The sequence below is a fragment of the Ramlibacter sp. genome (assembly GCF_035655895.1).
Taxonomy (GTDB): Bacteria; Pseudomonadota; Gammaproteobacteria; order Burkholderiales; family Burkholderiaceae_C; genus Ramlibacter.
In genome coordinates this window covers 377,910-398,426 of sequence record NZ_DASRTN010000011.1, presented here as the reverse complement: position 1 = coordinate 398,426, position 20,517 = coordinate 377,910, and the positions used below count along the sequence as shown (strand labels likewise).

Genomic DNA, 20,517 nt, shown 5'->3' with positions numbered 1-20,517 from the left:
TTCAGCCGGCCGCCGTTGCCGGCACGGTGAACGCTTCGTGCACGGCGCTCTGCACGCCGCCGCCCATGACCGGCCCGCCGCCGGCCACGTGGATGGTGTCGCCGATGGCCGCGGCCCCGAGGCCGTGCCGCGGCGTCGGCATCGGGGCGTAGTGCTGCCAGCCGTCCTGCGCGATGTCGTAGGCCTCGTTCTGGCCGAACACCCGGTTCGTGCCTTCCCCGCCCATCACGAAGATGCGGCCGCCCACCAGCACGGCGCCGTGCCCGGAACGCGCCGTCGGCAGCGGATGGCGCATCGTCCACTGGTCGCTGCGCGGGTCGTAGCTGTGGTGCAGGTTGCTGTTGGTGTGGAAGCTGTCCACGCGCCCGCCGATCACGTGGATGAGACCGTTGGCGGCGACGGTGCCAGTGTGGTCGCGCGCGGTCGGCAACGGGGCGGCCCGCCGCCAGCGGTCGCCGCCAGCGTCGTAGACCAGGTGCCAGTCGACCGAGCGCTTGGTCTCGAACGTGTCGCCCACGGCGCCGCCGATCACGTGCAGCACGCCCCCCGCCATGACGCAGGCGGTGGCGCCGCAGGGCTGCGGCAGTGGCGCGATGCGACGCCAGCGGTCGTCGCGCGCCGACCAGGCGAAGCATTCGGCGTGCGGCTTGCGGTTCTGCTCGATGAAGCCGCCAACCGCATACAGCGTGTCGCCCTCGGCGGCGACGCCGACGTGGTTGGCGCCGAGCGGCAGCGGCGCGCGCGGGCTCCAGCGGTCGGTGGCGGGGTCGTAGGCATGGTGGTAGGGGCGGTCGACCCGTTGCTCCCCGTACCCGCCCACCAGGTGCAGCCGGCCCTGCAGGGCCACGGCCCACGCCATCTCGCTGCGTGGCAGCGGCAAGGCGGCGCGGGCGGCCCAGCGGCCCGGCCGGGCAGCGCGCGGCGCGGGGCTGTCGAAGACGTGCTGCACCGCCGCCTGCGCGGGCAGGCCGGTGCGTCCCGGCTGGTTGAGCCGCTCGAACAGGCCGTGGTGGGCCGCGTGGGGGTCGGGCTGCCCCTGCGGTCCGGTGGCAGGCTGCACGCAGCCGGCCAGCACGGCCGGGGCGGCGAGAAGAAGGCGGCGGCGGGTCGGCATGGGCGCAGCTTAGCCCCGGCACGCCGGCCGCCGATGCGGCGTTGCCCTTAGACCGGCTTGTAGAAGATGTAGTCGGCCTGGTACTTCACCACTTCCTTGGCGCCCAGGTTGGCGGCGCCGCAGGCGCTGGCCGGCGCCACGCCGCCGCGGGTGGCCACGCGCTGGATGTAGCTGGTGCCGGTCATCGCGCCGCTGCCCATGGCCGGGTTGGCCTTGACCAGCTGCAGCGGAATGCTGCCGGCGGCGGCGGGCGCGACGGCGACCTGGGTGGCCGTGACCTTGGAGCCGTCCAGGTTCTCCCAGGTCGCGGGCGGGCCGTAGTACTTGCCGACCATCTTGCCGCTGCGGTCCATCAGGCGGGCGTCGGGGCCGACGAACACCCATTCGTGCTGGCCCGCCATCCCGGCCTTGGCCCGGCATTCGTAGGTGATGTCGCCCGCGCCCACCGTCTCCATGGCCACCTTGTGGCCGGTGGGCACCTGCACGGCCGCGGGCAGCATGCCCTGGTCGAACGGCTGGGACATGGCCATCGGGCCGCCCGCGCAGGCGGACAGCAGGGCGGCGGCGGCGGCGCAGGCGGCCAGGGTGAGGTTCTTCATGGGTCAGGCTCCTTGTCTGATGTGGCGACGCGATGGCGTCAGGAGCTGTACGCGGTGCGGGCCGGGTCGGATTCAAGGCCGGGCTCGAAATGCTTCGATCCTTCCCGCAGGCTCCGTTCTGTCGGGCTAGGGCGGGTCGGATTCCCGAGCGGTCCGGCTGCGCGTGCCGGCGTACAGCTCGGCGCGGTCCAGCTTCTGCTCGACCGCGTGGAACGCGTCGTCGCCGATCTCGCCGCGGTCGCGCAGCCGCACCAGTTCGAGGCGGGCCGCCGCGTTCACCTCACGACGCAGGCCGAGGTACTCGGCATGGTCGATCGTCACGCGCGAGCGGTTGGCGGCCAGCGGGCGCCACAGGGCCTCCAGTTCGTAGCGCAGTGCCGAGGCCGCTTCGGAGGTGTTGCCGTCGATGACGCCCAGCGCCCGCGTCAGCAGGTGGCGATGGGCCAGCGTGATCTCGCGCGCCACCGGTTCGTCGTCGCGCAGGCGCACCCAGGCGAGCAGCGGCCGCAGCGTCAGCCCCTGCAGCACCAGCGTGCCGACCACCACCGTGAAGGCCACCACGAGGATCAGGTCGCGCCCGGGGAAGCCTTCCGGCAGGGCCAGCGCGCTGGCCAGGGTGATGATGCCGCGCATGCCGCACCACGAGACGATCAGCCCGCCCTTGAACGACGCGCTCGAGCCGTCCGGTGCCGCCGGCAGCCCGCGCGCGCGCCAGCGGGCGACGGCGTCGTAGCCCATCACCCAGGCGAATCGGGCCAGCACCACGGCCAGCAGCGCGGCCAGCGCCACCAGCGCGTAATGCGCCCGCGTGGGAGCGTCCAGCCGCTCCAGGATCGGCCCGACCTGCAGCCCGATCAGCACGAAGGCCAGCGCGTTCAGGATGAAGACGGTGGTGGCCCAGACGGCGTTGGAGGGCAGGCGGATGCGCGCCGGGGTGGTGGCGGGCGCGCGCCGGGCGATCGTGATCGCGAAGGCCACCACGGCCAGGATGCCGGACAGGCCCGCGTGCTCGGCGGCGATCCACACGCCGAAGGTGCCGGCGAACTGCATGACGATGGCGCTCGGCACGTCGGTGATCCGCTGCAGCACCCGCGTGTGGACCCATGCCACCGCCACCCCGCCCAGCATGCTGCCTGCCACCACGCCCAGCACCATGGGGGCGGCGCTGGCCGGCTCGAAGCTGCTGCCCATCGCCACCGCGACGGCGATGCGGTAGACCAGCAGTGCACTGGCGTCGTTGAACAGGCTTTCGCCCTCCAGGATCTGCAGGATGCGGTGCGGGGGCCGGTTTTCCTTCAGCACCGCCGAGGCGGCCGCCGCATCCGGCGGCGCGGTGATCGCGCCGGCGGCGATGGCCGCCGCCCAGGGCAGCTCGGGCACCAGCAGCCGCAGCACGACCGCGACCGCCACGGTGGTGATGCCGACGGCGGCGAGCACCAGCGCGGTGATGGGCAGCCAGTGCTTGCGCAGGTCGCGCGGCGATGCGTCATAGGCGGCGTCCAGCAGCACCGGCGCGACGAACAGTGCCAGCGCCAGCTCGGGGCTGAGCACCGGATGCGGCGTGCCGGGAATGAACGCCAGTGCCACGCCCAGCAGTGCGAGCAGCGACGGGTAGGGCACGCGCAGGCGCCGCGCGATGGCGGACAGCACCACGGCGGCGACGAGCAGCGTCAGCGTCCACTGGAACAGGGGCAAGGCGGGCTTTCGTGCGGGTGTCCGGCCTCCGGCGTTCGGCGCTCGGGCCGGAGCGGACCGGCAGCGTAGCGCAAGGCGCCGGCGTCGGGGGCCGTTCGCGGCCGCCCCGGTGGCCGCGGACTCACATCGCCTTGAAGCGGTGGGCGTACAGGCGGCTCACCGGCCAGCGTTCGGGCCGCCCGCGCAGCTGCAGGTGCAGCTTGCCCGCATCGTCGCGCGTCACCGCCTCGATCGCATCGGCGCGCACCACGGTGCCGCGGTGCACCTGCCAGAACTGCTGCGCGTCCAGCTGGGGCAGCAGTTCCTTGAGCGGCGTGCGGATCAGGTGCTCGTGGCCCGCGGTCAGCACGCGCAGGTACTTGTCGGCGGCCTCGAACACCAGCACCTCGTCGACCGGGACCATGCGGATGCTGCTGCCCACGCCGGCCTGGATGACCTTGAGCGGCGCGGCCGCGGGCGGACCGGCGGCCAGCAGCTGGCGCAGCTGCTGCACCGCCGCGTCGAGCCCGGTCTCGGCCGGGCTGCGCCGCGCGAGCAGCGCCTGCACGCGCTCGACCGTGCGTTCCAGCCGCGCGGGCTGCACTGGCTTGAGCACGTAGTCGACGGCCTGTGCCTCGAACGCCTGCACCGCGTACTGGTCGTACGCGGTGACGAACACCAGCGCCGGGAAGGGGCGGTCGGCCGGCCAGGCGTCGGCCAGCGCGGCCGCCGCCTCGAGCCCGCCGATGCCGGGCATGCGGATGTCGAAGAACAGCACGTCGGGCTGGCGGGCCAGCGCCTGCGCCACGGCCGAGGCGCCGTCGCCCACGGTGGCGAGCACCTGCAGGGTGGGCCAGGCGCGGGCGAGTTCGGCCTGCAGGGCCTGGGCCAGCAGCGGTTCGTCTTCGGCGATCAGGGCGGTGGGAGGCGTCATGCGGGCAGGCGGATCGAGACGTGGGTGCCTTCGGGTTGCGCGGACTGCAGCGTGAGGTGGGCCGCGTCGCCGTGCAGCGTGCGCAGCCGCTCGCGCACCTGGGCCAGGCCGAAGCCGCTGCCGTGCGTGCCCTCGCCGGGCCCCACGCCGGTGTCGGTGACGTCCAGCACCAGCGCCGCGCCGTCGCGCCGCGCGCGCACCTCGATGCGGCCGCCCTGCACCTTGGGTTCCAGGCCGTGCTGGATGCTGTTCTCCACCAGGGGCTGCAGCAGCAGGGTCGGCACTGCATGCTCGGCCAGCTCGGGCGGCAGCTCCAGCGTGTAGCCCAGGCGCGGGCCCATGCGGATGGCCATCAGCTCGAGGTAGTCGCGCAGCCGGTCGAACTCGGCGCGCAGCGGATGGGTGGTGGCGCGCGAGGCGTCCAGCGTCGAGCGCAGGTACGCGATGATGTGGTCGAGCATCTGCTGCGCCCGCTGGGGATCGACGCCGATGAGCGCGCGCAGGTTGGCCAGCGTGTTGAACAGCATGTGCGGCTCCAGCTGCGTCTCCAGCAGCTTCAGCCGCGCCTCGCCGGCGTGCCGTTGCGCCTCGGCCATCTGCCGCTCGAGGTAGGCGCCCTTGCTGCGGCTGTAGAAGTAGTAGCTGCCCACCAGGCCCGCGATGATGCTGATCACCAGCGAGTTGCGCAGCTCGCGGTCGAGGTCGTCCGGCGGCAGCGCGCTTCCGTACAGCTGGAGGCTGCGGCTCAGGGCGTCGCCCAGCAGGTTGCCGCCCGCAAAGCCCAGCAGGATGCTGCCGCCCACCAGCAGCAGGCCGCTCGCCCCCGTGGGCCACCCGGTCTCGCGCGCGGACGGCAGCAGGTGGCGGCCCAGGTCGATCATGGCCCAGGTCAGGATGCCGATGCAGAGCGAGTACGCAACCATCGGCGCGTACGGCCGCTCGGGGCGGAAGATCGCGTTGATCGCGACGATGACCAGGCAGAACGCGATGGTCTGCAGCAGGTGCTGCAGCTTGCCCAGCCAGTCCAGCTTCATGGCCGGGGCCCGCCGTGCTCGCGCATCAGGCGCTGGCGCTCCTTCTCCACCATGCGCTCGCGCAGCGTGCTGCCGCGTCCGAGCACGAACACGGAAATGCCGTGCAGGGCCAGGCCGACGCCCCAGCCGACCAGCGGGAACGCGGACCAGCGGCGGTGGCCGAGGGCCTGCTCGGAGATCGCGAACAGCGCCAGGTTGATGACCACGTAGACCGCGAGATGGAAGTAGAAGCCCATCTTCGCGCCCGCACGCCTGCGCGCCAGCCGGTCGATGTCGTCGGGGGTGAGTTGCGCCATTGAGGACGATTCTAGGGAACGAGGTGGGCACGCAGGAACGCGGCGATGCGGGCGTCGACGGCGGGCAGCTGGGAGCGGTCGAAGCCCGGCGGATCCTCCAGGAGCCGCCGCGCGGTGGCGCCCAGCCGGTCCAGCGGCGGCGGGGGCGAGAGCAGCGCCCCATGGCCGGCCGACGGCAGGTCGGCGATGAGTTCGCAGCGCGGCCGGCAGGCGGCCAGGATGGTGTCGCCATGGAAGCGTGGTGCCAGCCAGCGGTCGTCGCCGGCCCGCACCAGCCCCAGCGCCACCCGCGGCTGCGCCACAGAGGCCGGATCGAAGTCGGTCGCGAAGGGGACGCCGGCCACCACCACCGCGATCCGCGGGTCGTGGTGCGTGTACCAGCGGCTGTCGTCCAGCCGGTGGGCGATCACCCGGCGGGCGACCGCCTTCTTCACGCCGTCCAGGAGGCTCCCATCGAGCGACGTCGCCAGTCCGACGCAGCCGGGGAAGTCCTCGTCCAGGTGCGCCTCGCAGTGGTCGCGCAGCCGCGCCGGCGACCAGCGCCCGCCCGCCAGCGACAGGGCCGTGTGCCCGCCGGCCGACATGCCGTACATGCCGACCTTGTCGAGCGCCAGCAGCGGCGCGAAGCGCGGGTCCTGCGCCACCGCGTCGATCGCGCGCGACACCTCGGACGGGCGCAGCTTCCAGCTCTCGGGCCCGGGCGTGCCGGGGTCGCGCGCGTTGTCGCCTCGGTGCAGCGGCATGGCGACGACGAAGCCGTCGGCCACCAGCACCCGCGCCAGGTCCGAATGGACCCAGGGCGTGCCGCCCGAGCCATGCGAGATGACGACCAGCCGGCCGTTGCCGCGGTGCGGCGGCGCGTCGGTGGCCAGCCGCAGCCGGTAGGGGCCGCGTTCCACCGGGGCGTCGTCGACCGCCGTGGGATAGAAGACCGTCACGGGGCCGTCGCCGGCCAGCGGGGCGAGCTCGGTGACACCGGTGCCGGCGTGGGCGGCTGCGCAGAGTGCGAGCAGGGCGCAGGCAAGGAGGCGTTGCATGGCGGCAGCCCGGCTCACCACGGATCGCGCTGCAGGCTCAGGCGCTGGCGCTCGTGCGCCACCAGCCGCTCCATCGCGCCGCCGGCGAGCAGGAAGACCACGGCGCCGTGCACCGCCAGGCCGATGCCCCAGCCGAGCGCCGGATAGATCGCCCAGCCGCGGCCGCTCGCCGCCGCCAGCGAGGCCAGCAGCAGGTTGACCAGCAGGTAGACGGCAGCATGGATGAAGAAGCCCAGCTTGGCGCCGGCGCGGCGGCGGGCGAGGCGTTCGATGTGGTCCTGGTTCATGGTGGGGACTCCTTGGGAAGGTGGTGGGAGGAACGGGAAGGACTCAGGCCGCCAGCGGGCCACGCGGGCGCATCGCCAGGCGCCACAGCCGGGCGGCGCGTCCGACGAACAGGCCGGTGAACGCGCCGTACAGCGCGGCCACCGTCAGCGCGAAGGTGCCGTTGGTCATGCGGTGAGGATCCATCGCGAGCTCGACGCCGACGGCGTACTTGACCAGGAACAGCCCCAAGATCAGCAGGAGGGGGACGGCGCTGCCGGGCAGGTCGAAGCTGCGGCTGCCCGGGTGGTAGGTGGCATTGGCACGGCCCGGCGCGATGAGCGCGAACAGCGCCACCGCCAGCCCGATCCAGACGTTCAGGGCCGCGCCGAACAGCGGGGAGCTGGCGAATGCCGAGACCGTTCCCCAGGCCGAGAACGCCGTCATGGCCACCGGCAGCAGCGAGACGCGCAGCAGGCTGGCCGTGCGGTCGCGCAGCTGGGACAGGCCCAGGGCGAGCAGGCCGGCGAACAGGCCCCAGACCCAGGGCGGCGTGTGGCGCAGGATCGGGCCGAGCGCTTCGGGGTGGTGGTAGACGAGCTGGATCAGCATGGTGTGGCTCCTGGTGGGTTGGGGATCAGGCGCCGAAGACGACGCCGTGCAGGTAGCGGCCCGGCATCAGCGTGAAGCCGCCGGCGACCAGGCAGCCGCCGACGTAGAGCGCCTGCATCACGATGCGGTGGCCGCGCACGTTGCCGTGGGCGAGCTTGTAGAACGCGGCGAACAGGCTCAGCAGGGTGACCGGCACCAGCAGGTGGATCGGCGTGTAGCCGCCGATGTTGGGCAGCCGGAAGTCCCGGATGAACACCGCCGAGCCGGCGGCGATGAGCATCAGGGTGACCCAGGCGTAACCGAACGCGCGGTGCAGGCGCGGGTGCTGCTGGCGCGACCGGCCGGCCCAGACGGCCACCGGGCCGATGAGCAGTGCGCCGAGCGCAGCGGTCATGTGGACGGCGATGACGGGGGTGAGTTGCATGGCTTGCTCCTGTGTCGTCGATGGACGCACTGTGCAAGCCGGCGCCGGCCGCGGCCACCGGGATGGGACGAAATGCCGTCCCGGCGGGGCGAAATGCAGGCCGGCGGGAGCGAATGGCGTGTCCGGCGACGGACCGGGCGGCTGCTGGTCGCGCCGGATCCGGCGGGGGAGCGAGGCGGGAGGGCGGCGGGAGAGGCGGCGGGAGAGGCGGCGCGATGGGCCGCGGTTGTGCAGCCGGCTGGAACGCGGCAGCAGGTCGCACCCCGTCAGGCGCGACCGGGTCGACGCGTCAGCCGGTGGAGGAGGGCGCGCGCCCTCGAGACGGTATCGCCGAGCGGCCGTGCCAGCCGCGGCTCAGCGGCGGAAGGCGTCGCCCGGCCGTCTCACTGGTTCTCGGGCAGCGGCTCGCCCGGGCCAACCCGCTCGACGATGAGCGCGTAGTGCTCGGGGCGGCGGTGGCGCGCGAAGTCGAACACGTTCCGGCGGAACGCCTTGCCGAGGTCGAGGTCGGCGTTGACGCAGATCACCTCGTCGTCCTCGGTGCTGGCCTGCGCCGCGATCTCGCCCGTCGGGGCGACGATGACGGAGCCGCCGATCATGTGGAAGCCGTCCTCGCGGCCGCACTTGGCCGCGGCGGCTGCCCACACGCAATTCTGATAGGCGCTGGCCTGCAGGGTGACCAGGTGGTGGAACATGCGCAAGTGCACCGGCTCGTCCCAGTGGATGTTCTGGGACGGCGTGTTGTAGCCCAGCACGACGACCTCGGCGCTCTGCAGCGACATCACGCGCCAGGTCTCGGGCCAGCGGCGGTCGTTGCACAGCGCCATGCCGATGCGCGTGCCCATCGTGTCCCAGACGCCCCACGGCTTGTCGCCCAAGTCGAAGAACTTCTTCTCCAGGTGCTGGAACGGCGCCTCGGGCTTGTGGTCGCTGTGGCCCGGCAGGTGGACCTTGCGGTACCTGCCCACGATGTTGGCGTTCTGGTCGACCAGGATGGCGGTGTTGTAGGGACGGCCCTCGGCGCTGAGCTCGGCATAGCCCAGGTAGAAGCCGATGCCCAGCTTCCTGGCCTCGTCGAACAGGGGCTGCACCTGGGGGTTGGGCATCTGCGCCTCGAAGAACCGGGCCTGCGCCTCCTCCTCGGTCATCCAGTAGCGGGGGAAGAAGGTCGTGAGCGCCAGTTCCGGGAAGACCACCAGCTTCGCGCCGCGCGCGCTGGCCTCGCGCATCATCTCCAGCAGGCGGCCCACCACGCGGGCGCGGCTGTCGGCCAGGTGCACCGGCCCCATCTGCGCCACGGCCAGGCCCAACTTGTTGCTGCTCATACGGTTCTCGGGTTGAAGACAGCGGCCATGATGCCGGCGCCGCGGGCCGGCGGGCCGGTGCGCCGCACGCCTGGCAGCGCTGTCGCTCGCGTGCCCGCGCGGGCTGCCGACCCGCATGGACATTGGCCCGGCGGCCGCCGTGCGGGCCGCAGGCAATAGCCTGCGGTTATGCCCCCCTGCCTAAATTCGATGGGTCGGGGTCCGGCGCAGGACGGTGCCCACCGCGCCGAGGAAGCGCCGGGCCATGACCGACATGGGTTCCAGCCGCGAGGTGACGGCCCAGACGCCGACCGAGGCGGCCGGCTCGAGCGGCCGCAGCACCATGCCCGGGGGCAGCACCGCCGGCAGGCTCCACTGCACGACCAGCGCCGCCCCCAGCGCGTGCTGGGCGAAGGCGATGGCCGTCACCGGCGAGTGCACCTCGATCGCCGCCGATGCCGCCAGCGCCTCGCCCATCCAGTCCACCAGCACCCGGCCCAGCGGCGCGGCGGTCGGGTAGCCGGTCCAGGACACCTCGCGCAGGTCCTGCGGCCGCACCACCGTGCGCAGCGCCAGCGGGTGGGTGGCCGGCAGCAGGCAGACCAACGGGTCGCGACCCAGTTCGGTGGCCTTCAGGTTGGGATGGTCCGGTGCCTGCATGGTGATGGCGACGTCAGCCTCGCCGGTGAGGAACCGCGCCGCCAGTTCGTCGTAGGTGACGTTGCGGCAGGACAGGTGCAGACCCGGGTGGCGCTGTACCAGGCCCTGCAGCGCCATGGGCACCAGGCGCTCGCCGTAGCTGGCGCTGGTGGCGATGCGCAGGCTGCCGGCGCCACTGCGCGCCAGGTTGCGCGCCAGGTCGTTGACGCGCTCCACGCCCCGGTAGAGGCCTTCGACTTCGGCGAACAGGCGGCGCGCCTCGGGCGTGGGCAGCAGGCGGGTGCGCTGCCGCTCGAACAGCTTGAATCCGAGCCGGTCTTCGGTGAGGGCCAGCATCCTGCTGATGGCCGGCTGCGAGACGTGCAGCATCCGGCCCGCACCGCTGACCGAGCCGGCCAGCATGATGGCGCGGAACACCTCGATCTGCCGCAGGTTGAGGCTGCGCCGCGGCTCCACGCCGCCATCGCCGCCGGCGGCCAGCCAGTCTTCTTCCAAGTCGAATCCACCTTCGGCCATAACGGCCGCTTATTGCCAGCGCACATTAATGTATGGGAACGGTCGGGCTTGCATGGCTATTCTGAAAGCCGCTTCCACCATCCCGACCAGGATCCCCCATGCGCTTTCCCCCGACACTCGCTTCGTGGCTCGCCGCCGCGGCGGCAGCTTCCCTTTGCGCTGTCGCTCCGGCGGCCCTGGCCGACTGGCCGGAGCGCCCGATCAACTTCGTCGTGCCGTCGGCCGCCGGCGGTTCGCCCGACGTGCTGTCGCGCGTGATCACCAACGAGCTCGCGAACATCCTCAAGACGCCGGTCGTGGTGGACAACAAGCCCGGCGCGGCGGGCAACATCGGCCTGCTGCAGATCATCAACAAGCCGGCCGACGGCTACACCATCGGCTATGGCAACGTGAACACGCTGGCGGTGAACCGGGCCCTGTTCAAGAAGCTGCCGTACGACGTCGACCGCGACTTGGTGCCCGTGGCGCACGCCTTCGACCTGTACAACGTGCTGATCGTGCGGGCCGAGTCGCCGTACCGGAGCGCCGGCGCGCTGATCGAGGCGGCGCGCAAGAACCCGGGCAAGCTGTCGTTCGGCGCTCCCGGCGTCGGCACGACGGGGCACATGAGCGGCGAGGTGTTCCGCTCGATGGCGAAGATCGACGTGCTGTACGTGCCGTACAACGGCGGCCCCGCCGCGCTGCAGGACCTGCTGGGCGGCCGCACCGACTTCCTGTTCGCCAACAGCTCCGAGGTCGTGCCGCTGGTGACCTCCGGCAAGGTGCGCGCACTCGGCGTCACCAGCCTGCAGCGCCTTGCGCTGCTGCCGAACGTGCCGACACTGGACGAGTCCGGCCTCAAGGGCTACCAGACCGTGGCCTGGGGCGGCATCGTCGCGCCGAAGAACACGCCCAAGGCGGTGGTCGACCAGCTCAATGCCGCCGTGCAGACGGCGCTGAAAGCGCCGGCCGTGCGGGAAGGCCTGGCCCGCCTGGGCGCGGTGCCCGCCGGCGGCACGCCCGAGCAGTTCAAGCAGATGATCGACCGCGAGACCACCCGCTGGGCCGGGATCGTCGAGGCGGCCAGGATCGAGAAGCTCGACTGAACGATGGCCGGCATTGCAAGCACCGGTCGCCTGCTGCTGGCCGGCGGCCTCGTGGTCGACGGCACCGGGGCCGCGCCGCGCCGGGCCGACGTGCTGGTCGAGGACGACCGCATCGCCGCCGTGGGCGCGCCGGGCACGCTGTCGGCCGAGCGGACCATGGACATCGGCGGCCGCGTGGTCGCCCCCGGCTTCATCGACTCGCACACGCACGACGACGGCTACCTGCTGGCGCATCCGGACATGACGCCGAAGGTCTCGCAAGGCATCACCACGGTGGTGACCGGCAACTGCGGCATCAGCCTGGCACCGCTGGTGCGCGAGCAGCTGCCCCAGCCGCTGGACCTGCTGGGGCCGCCCTCGCTGTTCCGCTTCCCGACCTTCGGCGCCTGGATGCAGGCGCTGCGCGCGTCGCCCGCCGCCGTCAACGTGATCCCGCTGGTGGGCCACACCACCCTGCGCGTGGCCGCGATGGCCGACACCCAGCGGGCCGCCTCGCAGGAGGAGATCGAGCGGATGCAGGACCTGCTGGACGAGGCACTGGACGCCGGCGCCTTCGGCATGTCGACCGGCACCTTCTATCCGCCGGCTGCCCATGCGCCCACCGAGGAGATCATCCAGGTCGGCCAGCCGATGCGCGAGCGCGGCGGCCTGTACGCCACCCACCTGCGCGACGAGGCCGACCGGATCGTGCCGGCGATGGAGGAAGCGCTGGAGATCGGCCGGGCCCTCGACTGCCTGGTCGTGTTCTCGCACCACAAGCTGGCCGGCGGCCGCAACCATGGACGCTCGGCCGAGACCCTGGCGCTGCTGGACCGTGCCGCGCGGCTGCAGCCGGTGTGCCTGGATTGCCATCCGTATCCGGCGACCTCGACCATGCTGCGGCTGGACCGCGTGCGCATCGCGAGCCGCACGCTGATCACCTGGTCGAGTGGCGACCCGCAGGCCGAAGGCCGCGACTTCGCCGACATCCAGCGCGAGCTCGGCCTGGACGACGAGCAGACCCTGGCGCGGCTGTCGCCGGCCGGCGCCATCTACTTCCTGATGGACCCGAAGGACGTCGAGCGGATCATCACGCATCCGCTCGGGATGGTCGGCTCGGACGGCCTGCCGTTCGACCGCCATCCGCATCCGCGGCAGTGGGGCACCTTCACCAACGTGCTGCGCACGCTGGTGCGCGAGCGCGGCGTGCTGTCGCTCGAAGCAGCGGTGCACAAGATGACGGGGCTGGCGGCCAGGCACTACGGTGTGGGCGACCGCGGACTGGTCGCGCCCGGCCTGAAGGCCGACCTGGTGGTCTTCGATCCGCAGCACGTGACCGACCGGGCGACGTTCGAGCAGCCGATCCAGGCCAGCCACGGCATGGAGCGGGTGTTCGTCAACGGGCAGTGCGTCTGGGATGGCCTGCGGCCCACTGGCGCCACGCCCGGCGAAGTGCTCCAGCGCGGCGCGCACCATGGCTGACGCGGGCGACGGCCTGCTGGGCGTCCTGGGCGGCATGGGCCCGCTGGCGGGGGCGGTCTTCGCCGCCCGGCTGGTGGCGCTGACCGACGCGCAGCGCGACCAGGACCACGTGCCCACCCTGCTGTGCAACGACCCGCGCGTGCCTGATCGCTCCTCGGCCCGCCTGGGCCAGGGCGACGACCCGCTGGAAGCGATGGTCGCCGGCCTGCAGCTGCTGGAACGCGCGGGCGCGACGCTGATCGCGATCCCCTGCAACACGGCGCATTTCTGGTACGAGCAGATGGCCCTGCGCACCCGGGTGCCGCTGCTGCACATCGTCCAGGCGGTCTGCGACGACCTCCAGGCGCTGGGCGCGCAGGGTCCCATCGGCCTGATGGGCACACCGGCGACGCTCCAGCAGGGCCTCTACCAGGGCCCCCTGGAAGCTTGCGGGTACAGCGTCCTGTGCCCTGACGAGGTCGGGTTGGCGCAATGCGTCCAGGCGATCGCGGCGGTCAAGGGCAACCGGCCGCAGGAGGCCTTCGCGCCGGCCGCCGCCTGCATCCGCAGCCTGCAGGCGCGCGGCGCCAGGGCAGTGGTGCTGGGGTGCACGGAGTTGCCGCTGGCCGTGCCGCACGAGCGGCGCGCGGCGTTCGGCTGCGTGCTGACCGATTCGATCGACGCCCTGGCGCGCGCGGCGCTCGCGCACCGCCGCCGGGCTGAAACGGCCAAGTGGCAGCAGCCGTCGGCGTCGCCGGCCTGACCTGGCGCAGGTGCGCCCAGGCCGGCGGTCGCCGACGCCGGTTCCTGCTGGCGCCTGCCTGACGCGCTGGCCCGGATGGGCCACAGTGGCGGCGGGGCGCACCTTGTGGCACGGATAATCCGCGGTTTTGTCTCGAAGGAGCGCGCGTGGATGTCGTCCTGCTGGTCAAGGCCGCGATCATGGGGGTGGTGGAGGGGCTCACCGAGTTCCTGCCGATCTCCAGCACCGGCCACCTCATCCTGGCCGGCACCCTGCTCGGCATGAACGACGAGAAGGGCAAGGTCTTCGAGATCGCGATCCAGACCGGCGCCATCCTCGCCGTCATCATCGTCTACTGGCAGAAGATCCGCGCCACGGTGGTCGCGCTGCCGACTCAGCGCCAGGCCCAGCGCTTTGCGGTCAACGTGCTGATCGCCTTCCTGCCTGCGGTGGTCCTCGGGCTGCTGCTCGGCAAGGCCATCAAGGCCAACCTGTTCAACGCGGCCGTCGTGGCCACCACCTTCATCGTGGGCGGCGTGGTGATCCTGTGGGCCGAGCGCCGGCAGCAGGTGGCGGTGCGCATCGAGGACGTCGATCAGATGACGCCGTGGGACGCGCTCAAGGTCGGCCTGGTCCAGTGCCTGGCGATGGTGCCGGGCACCAGCCGCAGCGGCGCCACCATCATCGGCGGCATGCTGCTGGGGCTGTCGCGCCGGGCCGCGACCGACTTCTCGTTCTACCTCGCGATCCCCACGCTGATCGGCGCCGGGGCCTACAGCCTCTACAAGGAGCGGGCACTGCTCACGGCCCAGGACCTGCCGCTGTTCGCGGTGGGGCTGCTGTTCTCCTTCCTCAGCGCCTGGGCTTGCGTGCGCTGGCTGCTGCGCTACATCTCCAGCCACAGCTTCGTGCCGTTCGCCTGGTACCGCATCGCCTTCGGCGTGGTGGTGCTCCTGACGTCCTCGATGGGCTGGGTCGACTGGCACGGCTGATCGCGGGCGCCGAGCACGGCGCGCCGTCCTACCCGGGGCGGGTGTTGAAGCCCGACAGTTTGCGCAGGGCGCGGCGGCGATGATCCTTCCAGCACGCAGCCCCAGGCTGCGCAGCGACACGACATGGATCAGCAGCACGAGCAAGGCACGTCCGACAGCAGACCAGCGGCCCCCACCGTGCCGGCGTCGCGCGCCGGCCAGGCACCGGCCGGGGACGCCACCAATTGGGGCGAGGGCGCCGCGACGGCTCTGGACAAGCTGCGCAGCGAGGACTTCCGCGGCCGTCGCAGCCGGCGACCTGCGGGGGACGGCCGGCCGTCGTCGGAGTGAGCGCGGCGCCGCGACCACGCGAACGCGCTGCGTTCCAGCACGGGGCTGCGGCGGCAGCCCTTCCTGTCCTGGCCGCGCTTCAGGCGCCCTGGCGGCTCGCACCAGCGTGCAACGGACGCCAGTCGTCTTCCGGCTGCGCCAGCCGGTCGACCACGATGCGCAGCACGTCGGGGTGGCTGGCCATCCCGAGATGGCTGGCCGTGACTTCGATGCTTTCCGAGCGGGCCGAGCGGCGCTCGAGGCAGCTGCGCCAGCAGACCACGCCGTCGCTCTTGCTGTAGACCGAGGTCGTCGGCACCGGCGGGCAGCGCCGCAGCCGCTCCCGGATCCCGCGGGGCAATTGCGCCACGTCGCCGTTGAGCATGCGGTAGAGCGCCTCGGCGTGCGTCGCACCGGGCAGCGCAGCGAACGGGGTGCCCAGCGTGATCACCTGGCGCACGCAGTCCGGCGACCGCCGGGCGAGCTCGCGCGCATAGATGCCGCCCAGGCTCCAGCCGACCAGGCTGACCTTGCGTCCGCTGTCGGCGTGGCGACGGCGCAGGTCGTAGTCCAGTCCGTCCAGCCAGCGGTCGAACTGCCCGTCCGGACCGGTGTTGATGCCACGCCCCCAGCAATGTGCGCTGAAGCCGGCATCGTCCAGGTACCGCCGCAGGTGCGAGGTGGTGAAAGGCGCGCCGCCGAGCCCGGGGAACACGACCACCGGATGGCCGTCGCCCACCGGCTCGGCGGGCGCCCAGAACCGCCCGGCACAGAGATCGAGCAGCGCCCGCAGCGGCTCCACCGCCAGGAGCCCCAGCGGCGGGGCCTGGTGGGCGGGGCGGAGGGAAGCAGTGGTCGCCATGCCGCCACTGTGCGGTCCGGGCCCATCCGCAACTGTGGGGCACGGGCAGGCGCTGCTGTAGGACGGCGGCAAGCCCGTGGCCGGGCGTGCCTCCTGCGCGCGACTACCTAGGGGGCGTCTTGCGCCATCGACCGCAGCGCCGCCTCGATCGCCGCGGCGGTGGCCACCGGCTTTTCCATCGGGAACAGGTGGCTGCCGTCCAGCATCATGAGCCGGCCCTCGGTGACCTTCTTGGTCATCGCCAGCCCGACCTGCCGCAACTCCTCGGACTGGCAGCCGCCGATGAAGGCCGCCGGACAGAACAGCGGATGCGCCCGCAGCACGCGTTCCATGTTGTGCGGCAGCGTGTTGTAGATGGCCGTCTCGACCTCGCGGTCGAAACCGAGCACCCGCTCCCCATCGGCATCGTCCATGCAGAGGTTCACGTAGTCGTGCAGCACCTGCTCGTCCCAGCGCGCAAAGGCCTTCTTGTGCCGGAAGTGCTCGAAGGCCGCCTCGCGCGAGGGCCAGCGGTTCTTGCGCTGCCGGCTGATGCGGCCCGGGGAGACCGAACCCACCAGCTGGGTCCGCTTGGCTGCGCCCAGCGCGGTGGCCTTCCAGCCGCCCAGCAGCGGCGAGTCCAGCAGCAGCACGCCGCGGGCCACCTCGGGGTGCCGCGCCGCGCACAGGATGCTGAGGAACCCGCCCAGCGAATGGCCGACCAGGAAGGCCGGCTCCCCGGCCTTGTCGACCTCGCGCTGGGCGAACTCGTGCAGCTGCTGGATCAGGTGCGGCCAGTTGTTGGTGACCGGGAAGCGCTCGTCATGGCCGAACTTGTCGACCGCCTTGACGGTGAAGCCGCGCGAACGCAGCTGCCGGAACAGCACGCCGTAGGTGGCGGCTGGAAAGCTGTTGGCGTGGGAAAAGACGATGAGGGACATGGGGGAGGAAGGCCGCTCGGGTTCGGGGCAGGACGGGTGGGCGGCCCGCGCGCCGCGGCCCGGCGGTGTCAGCCAGCGGAGCGCCGCGCGCTCAGATCAGCTTCTCGTCGGGCCGCGTGAGCTTCTTCAGCGGCTTGTGGTGCGCGCCGGCGACCTTCAGCGGCGTGTCGGTGTGGGCGTCGTCCCAGACCGGGTCTTCCAGGCTGTCGAACACCTCGCGCAGCTTTTGGCCCCAGCTGGAGTGCAGCATCCGGTAGTACGGATTGGCCATGTCGATGCAGACCAGCCGGTCGGTCTGGAAGCGGTCGGCCTCGTACACGGCCAGGTCCAGCGGCGGGCCGACCGACAGGTTGGACTTCATGGTCGAGTCCATCGACACCAACGCGCACTTGGCGGCCTCGTCCAGCGGCGTGTCCGGGGTGATGACCCGGTCGAGCACGGGCTTGCCGTACTTGGATTCGCCGATCTGGAAGTAGGGCGTCTCGGGCGTGGCCTCGATGAAGTTGCCGGCCGAGTACACCGAGAACAGCCGCATGCCTTCGCCGCGGATCTGGCCGCCGAAGATCAGCGAGATGTTGAACTCGACGCCGGCGTCCTTGAGCGCGTCGGCGTCGCGGTCGAACACCCGCCGCACCGCCTGGCCCAGCACGCGGGCGGCGTCGAACATGCTGCGGGCGTTCCAGATCGTGATGGGCTCGCCGCCGTCGGGGTCCTTGAGCTGCTCGACCTGCAGGATCTCGCGCACCGACTGCGAGATCGACAGGTTGCCAGCGGTCAGCAGCACCATGAAGCGGTCGTTCGGCCGCTCGTACACGATCATCTTGCGGAAGGTGCTGATGTGGTCGACGCCGGCGTTGGTGCGCGAGTCGGACAGGAACACCAGGCCCGCGTTGAGCTTGATGCCGACGCAGTAGGTCATGGCTGGGCTCCACAAGCGCCGGTGGGGGGGCAGGCTCGGTTCATGGAAGTTTCTTCTTCAGCGCGTACAGCGCGTCGAGCGCCTCGCGGGGACTCATGGTATCCGGGTCGAGGGCGGCCAGTGCGGCTTCGACCGGGCTGGCCACCGGCGCGACGGGCTCGGGCGGCGGCGCGAACAGGTCGACCTGCTCGCGCGCCAGTTCCTGCTGCTGCTCGAGCGCCCCCAGCGCATGCTGGGCATGGCGCACCACGGCCGCCGGCATCCCGGCCAGCCGGGCCACCTGGATGCCGTAGCTGCGGCTGGCCGGCCCCGGCTGGATCTCGTGCAGGAAGACGATGTCGCTGCCCGCCTCGGTGGCGCTCACGTGCACGTTCACCGCGGCGTGGTGCCGGGCCGGGAATTCGGTCAGCTCGAAGTAGTGGGTGGCGAACAGGGTGTAGGCCTGGGTGCGGTCGTGCAGGTGGGCGGCGATGCCGGACGCCAGCGCCAGGCCGTCGAACGTGGAGGTGCCGCGGCCGATCTCGTCCATCAGCACCAGGCTGTGGGCCGTGGCGGCGTGCAGGATCTGGGCCGCCTCGGTCATCTCCAGCATGAAGGTGGACTGGGCGTTCGCCAGGTCGTCGGCTGCGCCGATGCGCGTGTGGATCGCGTCCATCGGTCCCAGCCGGCAGGCGGCCGCCGGCACGTACGAGCCCATGGCGGCCAGCAGGCAGATGAGCGCGACCTGCCGCATGTAGGTGCTCTTGCCGCCCATGTTGGGACCGGTGATCACCTGCATGCGCTGCTTCGGGCCGAGCCGGCAGTCGTTGGCGATGAAGGCGCCGCCCGAGGTCTCGGCCAGCCGGGCCTCGACCACCGGGTGGCGGCCCTGCGCGATGTCGATGCCCGGCTCACGGGTGAACTGGGGCCGGCACCAGCCGAGCGTCAGGGAGCGCTCGGCCAGGGCGCACAGCGCGTCGACCGACGCCAGGGCGCGGGCCAGCCGGGTGAGCGTGGGCACGTGCGGTTGCAGCGTGTCCAGCAGCTGCTCGTACAGCCATTTCTCGCGCGCCAGCGCCCGCTCCTGCGCCGACAGCGCCTTGTCCTCGAACGCCTTGAGTTCGGGCGTGATGAAGCGCTCGGCGTTCTTGAGGGTCTGGCGGCGCCGGTAGTCGTCGGGCACCTTGTCCAGCTGGCCCTGCGTCACCTCGATGTAGAAGCCGTGCACCCGGTTGAACTGCACGCGCAGGTTGGCGATGCCGGTGCGGGCGCGTTCGCGCGCCTCCAGCTCCAGCAGGAAGCCATCGGCGTTGTCCTGGATGGCGCGCAGCTCGTCGAGTTCGGCGTCGTGGCCCGCGGCGATCACGCCGCCGTCGCGCACCAGCGCGGCGGGCTCCTCCATCAGCGCGCGTGCCAGCAGGTCGGCGCAACCGGCCGGCGGCACGAGGTCGTCGCGCAGGCGTGCCAGCAGCTCGGTCGACGCTTCCAGCCCGCCGGCCAGGAGGCGGGCCTTCTCGAGCGACTGGCGCAGCCCCACCAGTTCCCGCGGGCGCACCTGCCGCAGGGCGGTGCGCGCCGTGATGCGCTCCACGTCGCTGGTGCCTTTGAGCTCGGCGCGCAGCCGCTGGAAGGCGCCGCCGCGCAGCGCGTCGATGGCGTCCAGCCGCTGCGTCGCCTGGCTGCGATCGCGGCGCGGCTCCAGCAGCCAGCACTTCAGGAGCCGGCTGCCCATGCCGGTCATGCAGGTGTCCAGCAGCGAGAACAGGGTTGGCGCGTCCTCGCCGCGCAGCGTCTGCACCAGCTCGAGGTTGCGGCGGGTGGTGATGGGCAGGTCGATCAGCTCGTCGTCGCGCTGGACCTGCAGGCTCTGCACGTGCGACAGGGCCCGGCCCTGGGTGTGCTCCGCGTAGCTCAGCAGCGCAGCGGCCGCCGCGTGCGCGTGCACCAGCTCGTCGGCGCCCCAGGCGGTGAGCGTCGCGGCGTTCAGCTGCTCCAGCAGCTTGCGCAGGCCCAGGCCGGCGTCGAACTGGAAGGCCGGGCGCTCGGTGAGCGAGACCCGGGTGGAAAAGCGCAGGGCCTGCAGGCGCTGCGTGAACGCGGCGGTGACGTCGGCGCCGTAGAGCAACTCGCTGGGCGCGATGCGCGCCACCCAGGCCTCGAGTTCGTCGCCGGCACATTCGGCCAGCTGCAGCGCCCCCTGGGTCACGCTCAGCCAGGCCAGGCCGCAGCGGTGGCGCGAGCCCTGGTGCACGGACAGCAGCACCGCCTCGCTCTTGTCGGCCAGCAGCTCGCTGTCGGTCAGGGTGCCGGGCGTGACGACGCGCACCACCTTGCGCTCCACCGGACCCTTGCTGGCGCCGACGTCGCCGACCTGCTCGCAGATGGCGACCGATTCGCCCAGGCGGATCAGGCGGGCGAGGTAGCCCTCGACCGAATGGAACGGCACGCCGGCCATGACCACCGGCTGGCCGGCCGACTGGCCGCGCCGGGTGAGGGTGATGTCCAGCAGCCGCGCGGCCTTCTCGGCGTCCGCGAAGAACAGCTCGTAGAAGTCCCCCATCCGGTAGAACACCAGCGTGTGCGGATGCTGCGACTTGATGGCCAGGTACTGCGCCATCATGGGCGTGTGAGCAGAATCCTTTGTCTTTGTGGGCTCTGGGGTTTCCAAGGGTGACGCTTCTAAGTTGGCGGTCTGAAAAGAGATTTCTCGCCGAGGCGTAGGTTTCGAGCTGTGCAGGAAACTTCATTGCACTGCATTGCACTTGCGGCCGTGGCGTAGGATTCCGGAAGTCCTGCGCGGA

General features: G+C 72.1%; 20 protein-coding genes. 4 read left to right on the top strand and 16 right to left on the bottom strand.

The window, feature by feature from the left end:
• Window position 1 precedes the first annotated feature (1 nt).
• The 12 genes from VFE82_RS14245 to VFE82_RS14190 form a co-directional block, all read right to left on the bottom strand.
• Window positions 2–1,114 carry a Kelch repeat-containing protein gene (locus VFE82_RS14245; RefSeq protein WP_325000976.1) on the bottom strand — a complete coding sequence of 371 codons (1,113 nt, stop codon included), beginning with the start codon at window positions 1,112–1,114 and terminating at the stop codon, window positions 2–4.
• A gap of 47 nt (window positions 1,115–1,161) precedes the next feature.
• Complete coding sequence (locus VFE82_RS14240) at window positions 1,162–1,713, bottom strand: DUF3455 domain-containing protein (protein ID WP_325000975.1); 552 nt, start codon at window positions 1,711–1,713, stop codon at window positions 1,162–1,164.
• Window positions 1,714–1,839: 126 nt separating this feature from the next.
• Complete coding sequence (locus VFE82_RS14235) at window positions 1,840–3,408, bottom strand: sodium:proton antiporter (protein ID WP_325000974.1); 1,569 nt, start codon at window positions 3,406–3,408, stop codon at window positions 1,840–1,842.
• A 121-nt stretch (window positions 3,409–3,529) separates the two neighbouring features.
• Window positions 3,530–4,321: a LytTR family DNA-binding domain-containing protein gene (locus tag VFE82_RS14230; RefSeq protein ID WP_325000973.1), complete on the bottom strand. Its 792-nt coding sequence runs from the start codon at window positions 4,319–4,321 to the stop codon at window positions 3,530–3,532.
• Window positions 4,318–5,355: a sensor histidine kinase gene (locus tag VFE82_RS14225; RefSeq protein WP_325000972.1), complete on the bottom strand. Its 1,038-nt coding sequence runs from the start codon at window positions 5,353–5,355 to the stop codon at window positions 4,318–4,320. The genes VFE82_RS14230 and VFE82_RS14225 overlap by 4 nt, the downstream gene beginning before the upstream one ends.
• Window positions 5,352–5,651, bottom strand: coding sequence for a 2TM domain-containing protein (locus VFE82_RS14220; RefSeq protein WP_325000971.1), 300 nt, complete (start codon window positions 5,649–5,651; stop codon window positions 5,352–5,354). The genes VFE82_RS14225 and VFE82_RS14220 overlap by 4 nt, the downstream gene beginning before the upstream one ends.
• Before the next feature lie 11 nt (window positions 5,652–5,662).
• On the bottom strand, window positions 5,663–6,688 hold the full coding sequence (locus VFE82_RS14215; RefSeq protein ID WP_325000970.1) for a dienelactone hydrolase: 1,026 nt from the start codon (window positions 6,686–6,688) through the stop codon (window positions 5,663–5,665).
• A 14-nt stretch (window positions 6,689–6,702) separates the two neighbouring features.
• On the bottom strand, window positions 6,703–6,975 hold the full coding sequence (locus VFE82_RS14210; RefSeq protein WP_325000969.1) for a 2TM domain-containing protein: 273 nt from the start codon (window positions 6,973–6,975) through the stop codon (window positions 6,703–6,705).
• Between the two features lie 43 nt (window positions 6,976–7,018).
• Window positions 7,019–7,564, bottom strand: coding sequence for a DUF6622 family protein (locus VFE82_RS14205; RefSeq protein WP_325000968.1), 546 nt, complete (start codon window positions 7,562–7,564; stop codon window positions 7,019–7,021).
• 25 nt (window positions 7,565–7,589) lie between these two features.
• Window positions 7,590–7,988 (bottom strand): DUF2306 domain-containing protein, encoded by a 399-nt coding sequence (locus tag VFE82_RS14200; RefSeq protein ID WP_325000967.1) that lies wholly within the window; start codon window positions 7,986–7,988, stop codon window positions 7,590–7,592.
• 383 nt (window positions 7,989–8,371) lie between these two features.
• Window positions 8,372–9,313 (bottom strand): N-carbamoyl-D-amino-acid hydrolase, encoded by a 942-nt coding sequence (locus VFE82_RS14195; RefSeq protein WP_325000966.1) that lies wholly within the window; start codon window positions 9,311–9,313, stop codon window positions 8,372–8,374.
• 180 nt (window positions 9,314–9,493) lie between these two features.
• Window positions 9,494–10,447: a LysR family transcriptional regulator gene (locus VFE82_RS14190; RefSeq protein WP_325000965.1), complete on the bottom strand. Its 954-nt coding sequence runs from the start codon at window positions 10,445–10,447 to the stop codon at window positions 9,494–9,496.
• 119 nt (window positions 10,448–10,566) lie between these two features.
• On the opposite strand from VFE82_RS14190, the gene VFE82_RS14185 reads away from it, so the two are divergent.
• From VFE82_RS14185 to VFE82_RS14170, 4 genes are all read left to right on the top strand, one after another.
• Window positions 10,567–11,553 (top strand): tripartite tricarboxylate transporter substrate binding protein, encoded by a 987-nt coding sequence (locus VFE82_RS14185; protein WP_325000964.1) that lies wholly within the window; start codon window positions 10,567–10,569, stop codon window positions 11,551–11,553.
• 3 nt (window positions 11,554–11,556) lie between these two features.
• Window positions 11,557–13,014, top strand: a complete 1,458-nt coding sequence (locus VFE82_RS14180) for a D-aminoacylase (protein WP_325000963.1) — start codon at window positions 11,557–11,559, stop codon at window positions 13,012–13,014.
• Entirely contained in the window at window positions 13,007–13,756 is a 750-nt protein-coding gene (locus VFE82_RS14175; protein WP_325000962.1) for an aspartate/glutamate racemase family protein, read from the top strand. Before VFE82_RS14180 ends, VFE82_RS14175 begins: the two co-directional genes overlap by 8 nt.
• 146 nt (window positions 13,757–13,902) lie before the next feature.
• Window positions 13,903–14,727 carry an undecaprenyl-diphosphate phosphatase gene (locus tag VFE82_RS14170; RefSeq protein WP_325000961.1) on the top strand — a complete coding sequence of 275 codons (825 nt, stop codon included), beginning with the start codon at window positions 13,903–13,905 and terminating at the stop codon, window positions 14,725–14,727.
• Between the two features lie 409 nt (window positions 14,728–15,136).
• Here the strand turns inward: VFE82_RS14170 and VFE82_RS14165 are convergent, their stop codons facing one another.
• The 4 genes from VFE82_RS14165 to mutS all read right to left on the bottom strand — a co-directional run bounded on the left by VFE82_RS14165 (window position 15,137) and on the right by mutS (window position 20,336).
• Window positions 15,137–15,898, bottom strand: coding sequence for an alpha/beta hydrolase (locus tag VFE82_RS14165; RefSeq protein WP_325000960.1), 762 nt, complete (start codon window positions 15,896–15,898; stop codon window positions 15,137–15,139).
• A 107-nt stretch (window positions 15,899–16,005) separates the two neighbouring features.
• A complete protein-coding gene (locus VFE82_RS14160) occupies window positions 16,006–16,818 on the bottom strand; it encodes an alpha/beta hydrolase (RefSeq protein WP_325000959.1) in 813 nt (270 codons plus the stop codon).
• A 91-nt stretch (window positions 16,819–16,909) separates the two neighbouring features.
• On the bottom strand, window positions 16,910–17,737 hold the full coding sequence (locus tag VFE82_RS14155; protein ID WP_325000958.1) for a proteasome-type protease: 828 nt from the start codon (window positions 17,735–17,737) through the stop codon (window positions 16,910–16,912).
• Between the two features lie 40 nt (window positions 17,738–17,777).
• The gene (gene mutS, locus VFE82_RS14150) at window positions 17,778–20,336 is read right to left on the bottom strand and encodes a DNA mismatch repair protein MutS (RefSeq protein WP_325000957.1); all 2,559 of its coding nucleotides are present in this window, start codon (window positions 20,334–20,336) and stop codon (window positions 17,778–17,780) included.
• Window positions 20,337–20,517: the final 181 nt, after the last annotated feature.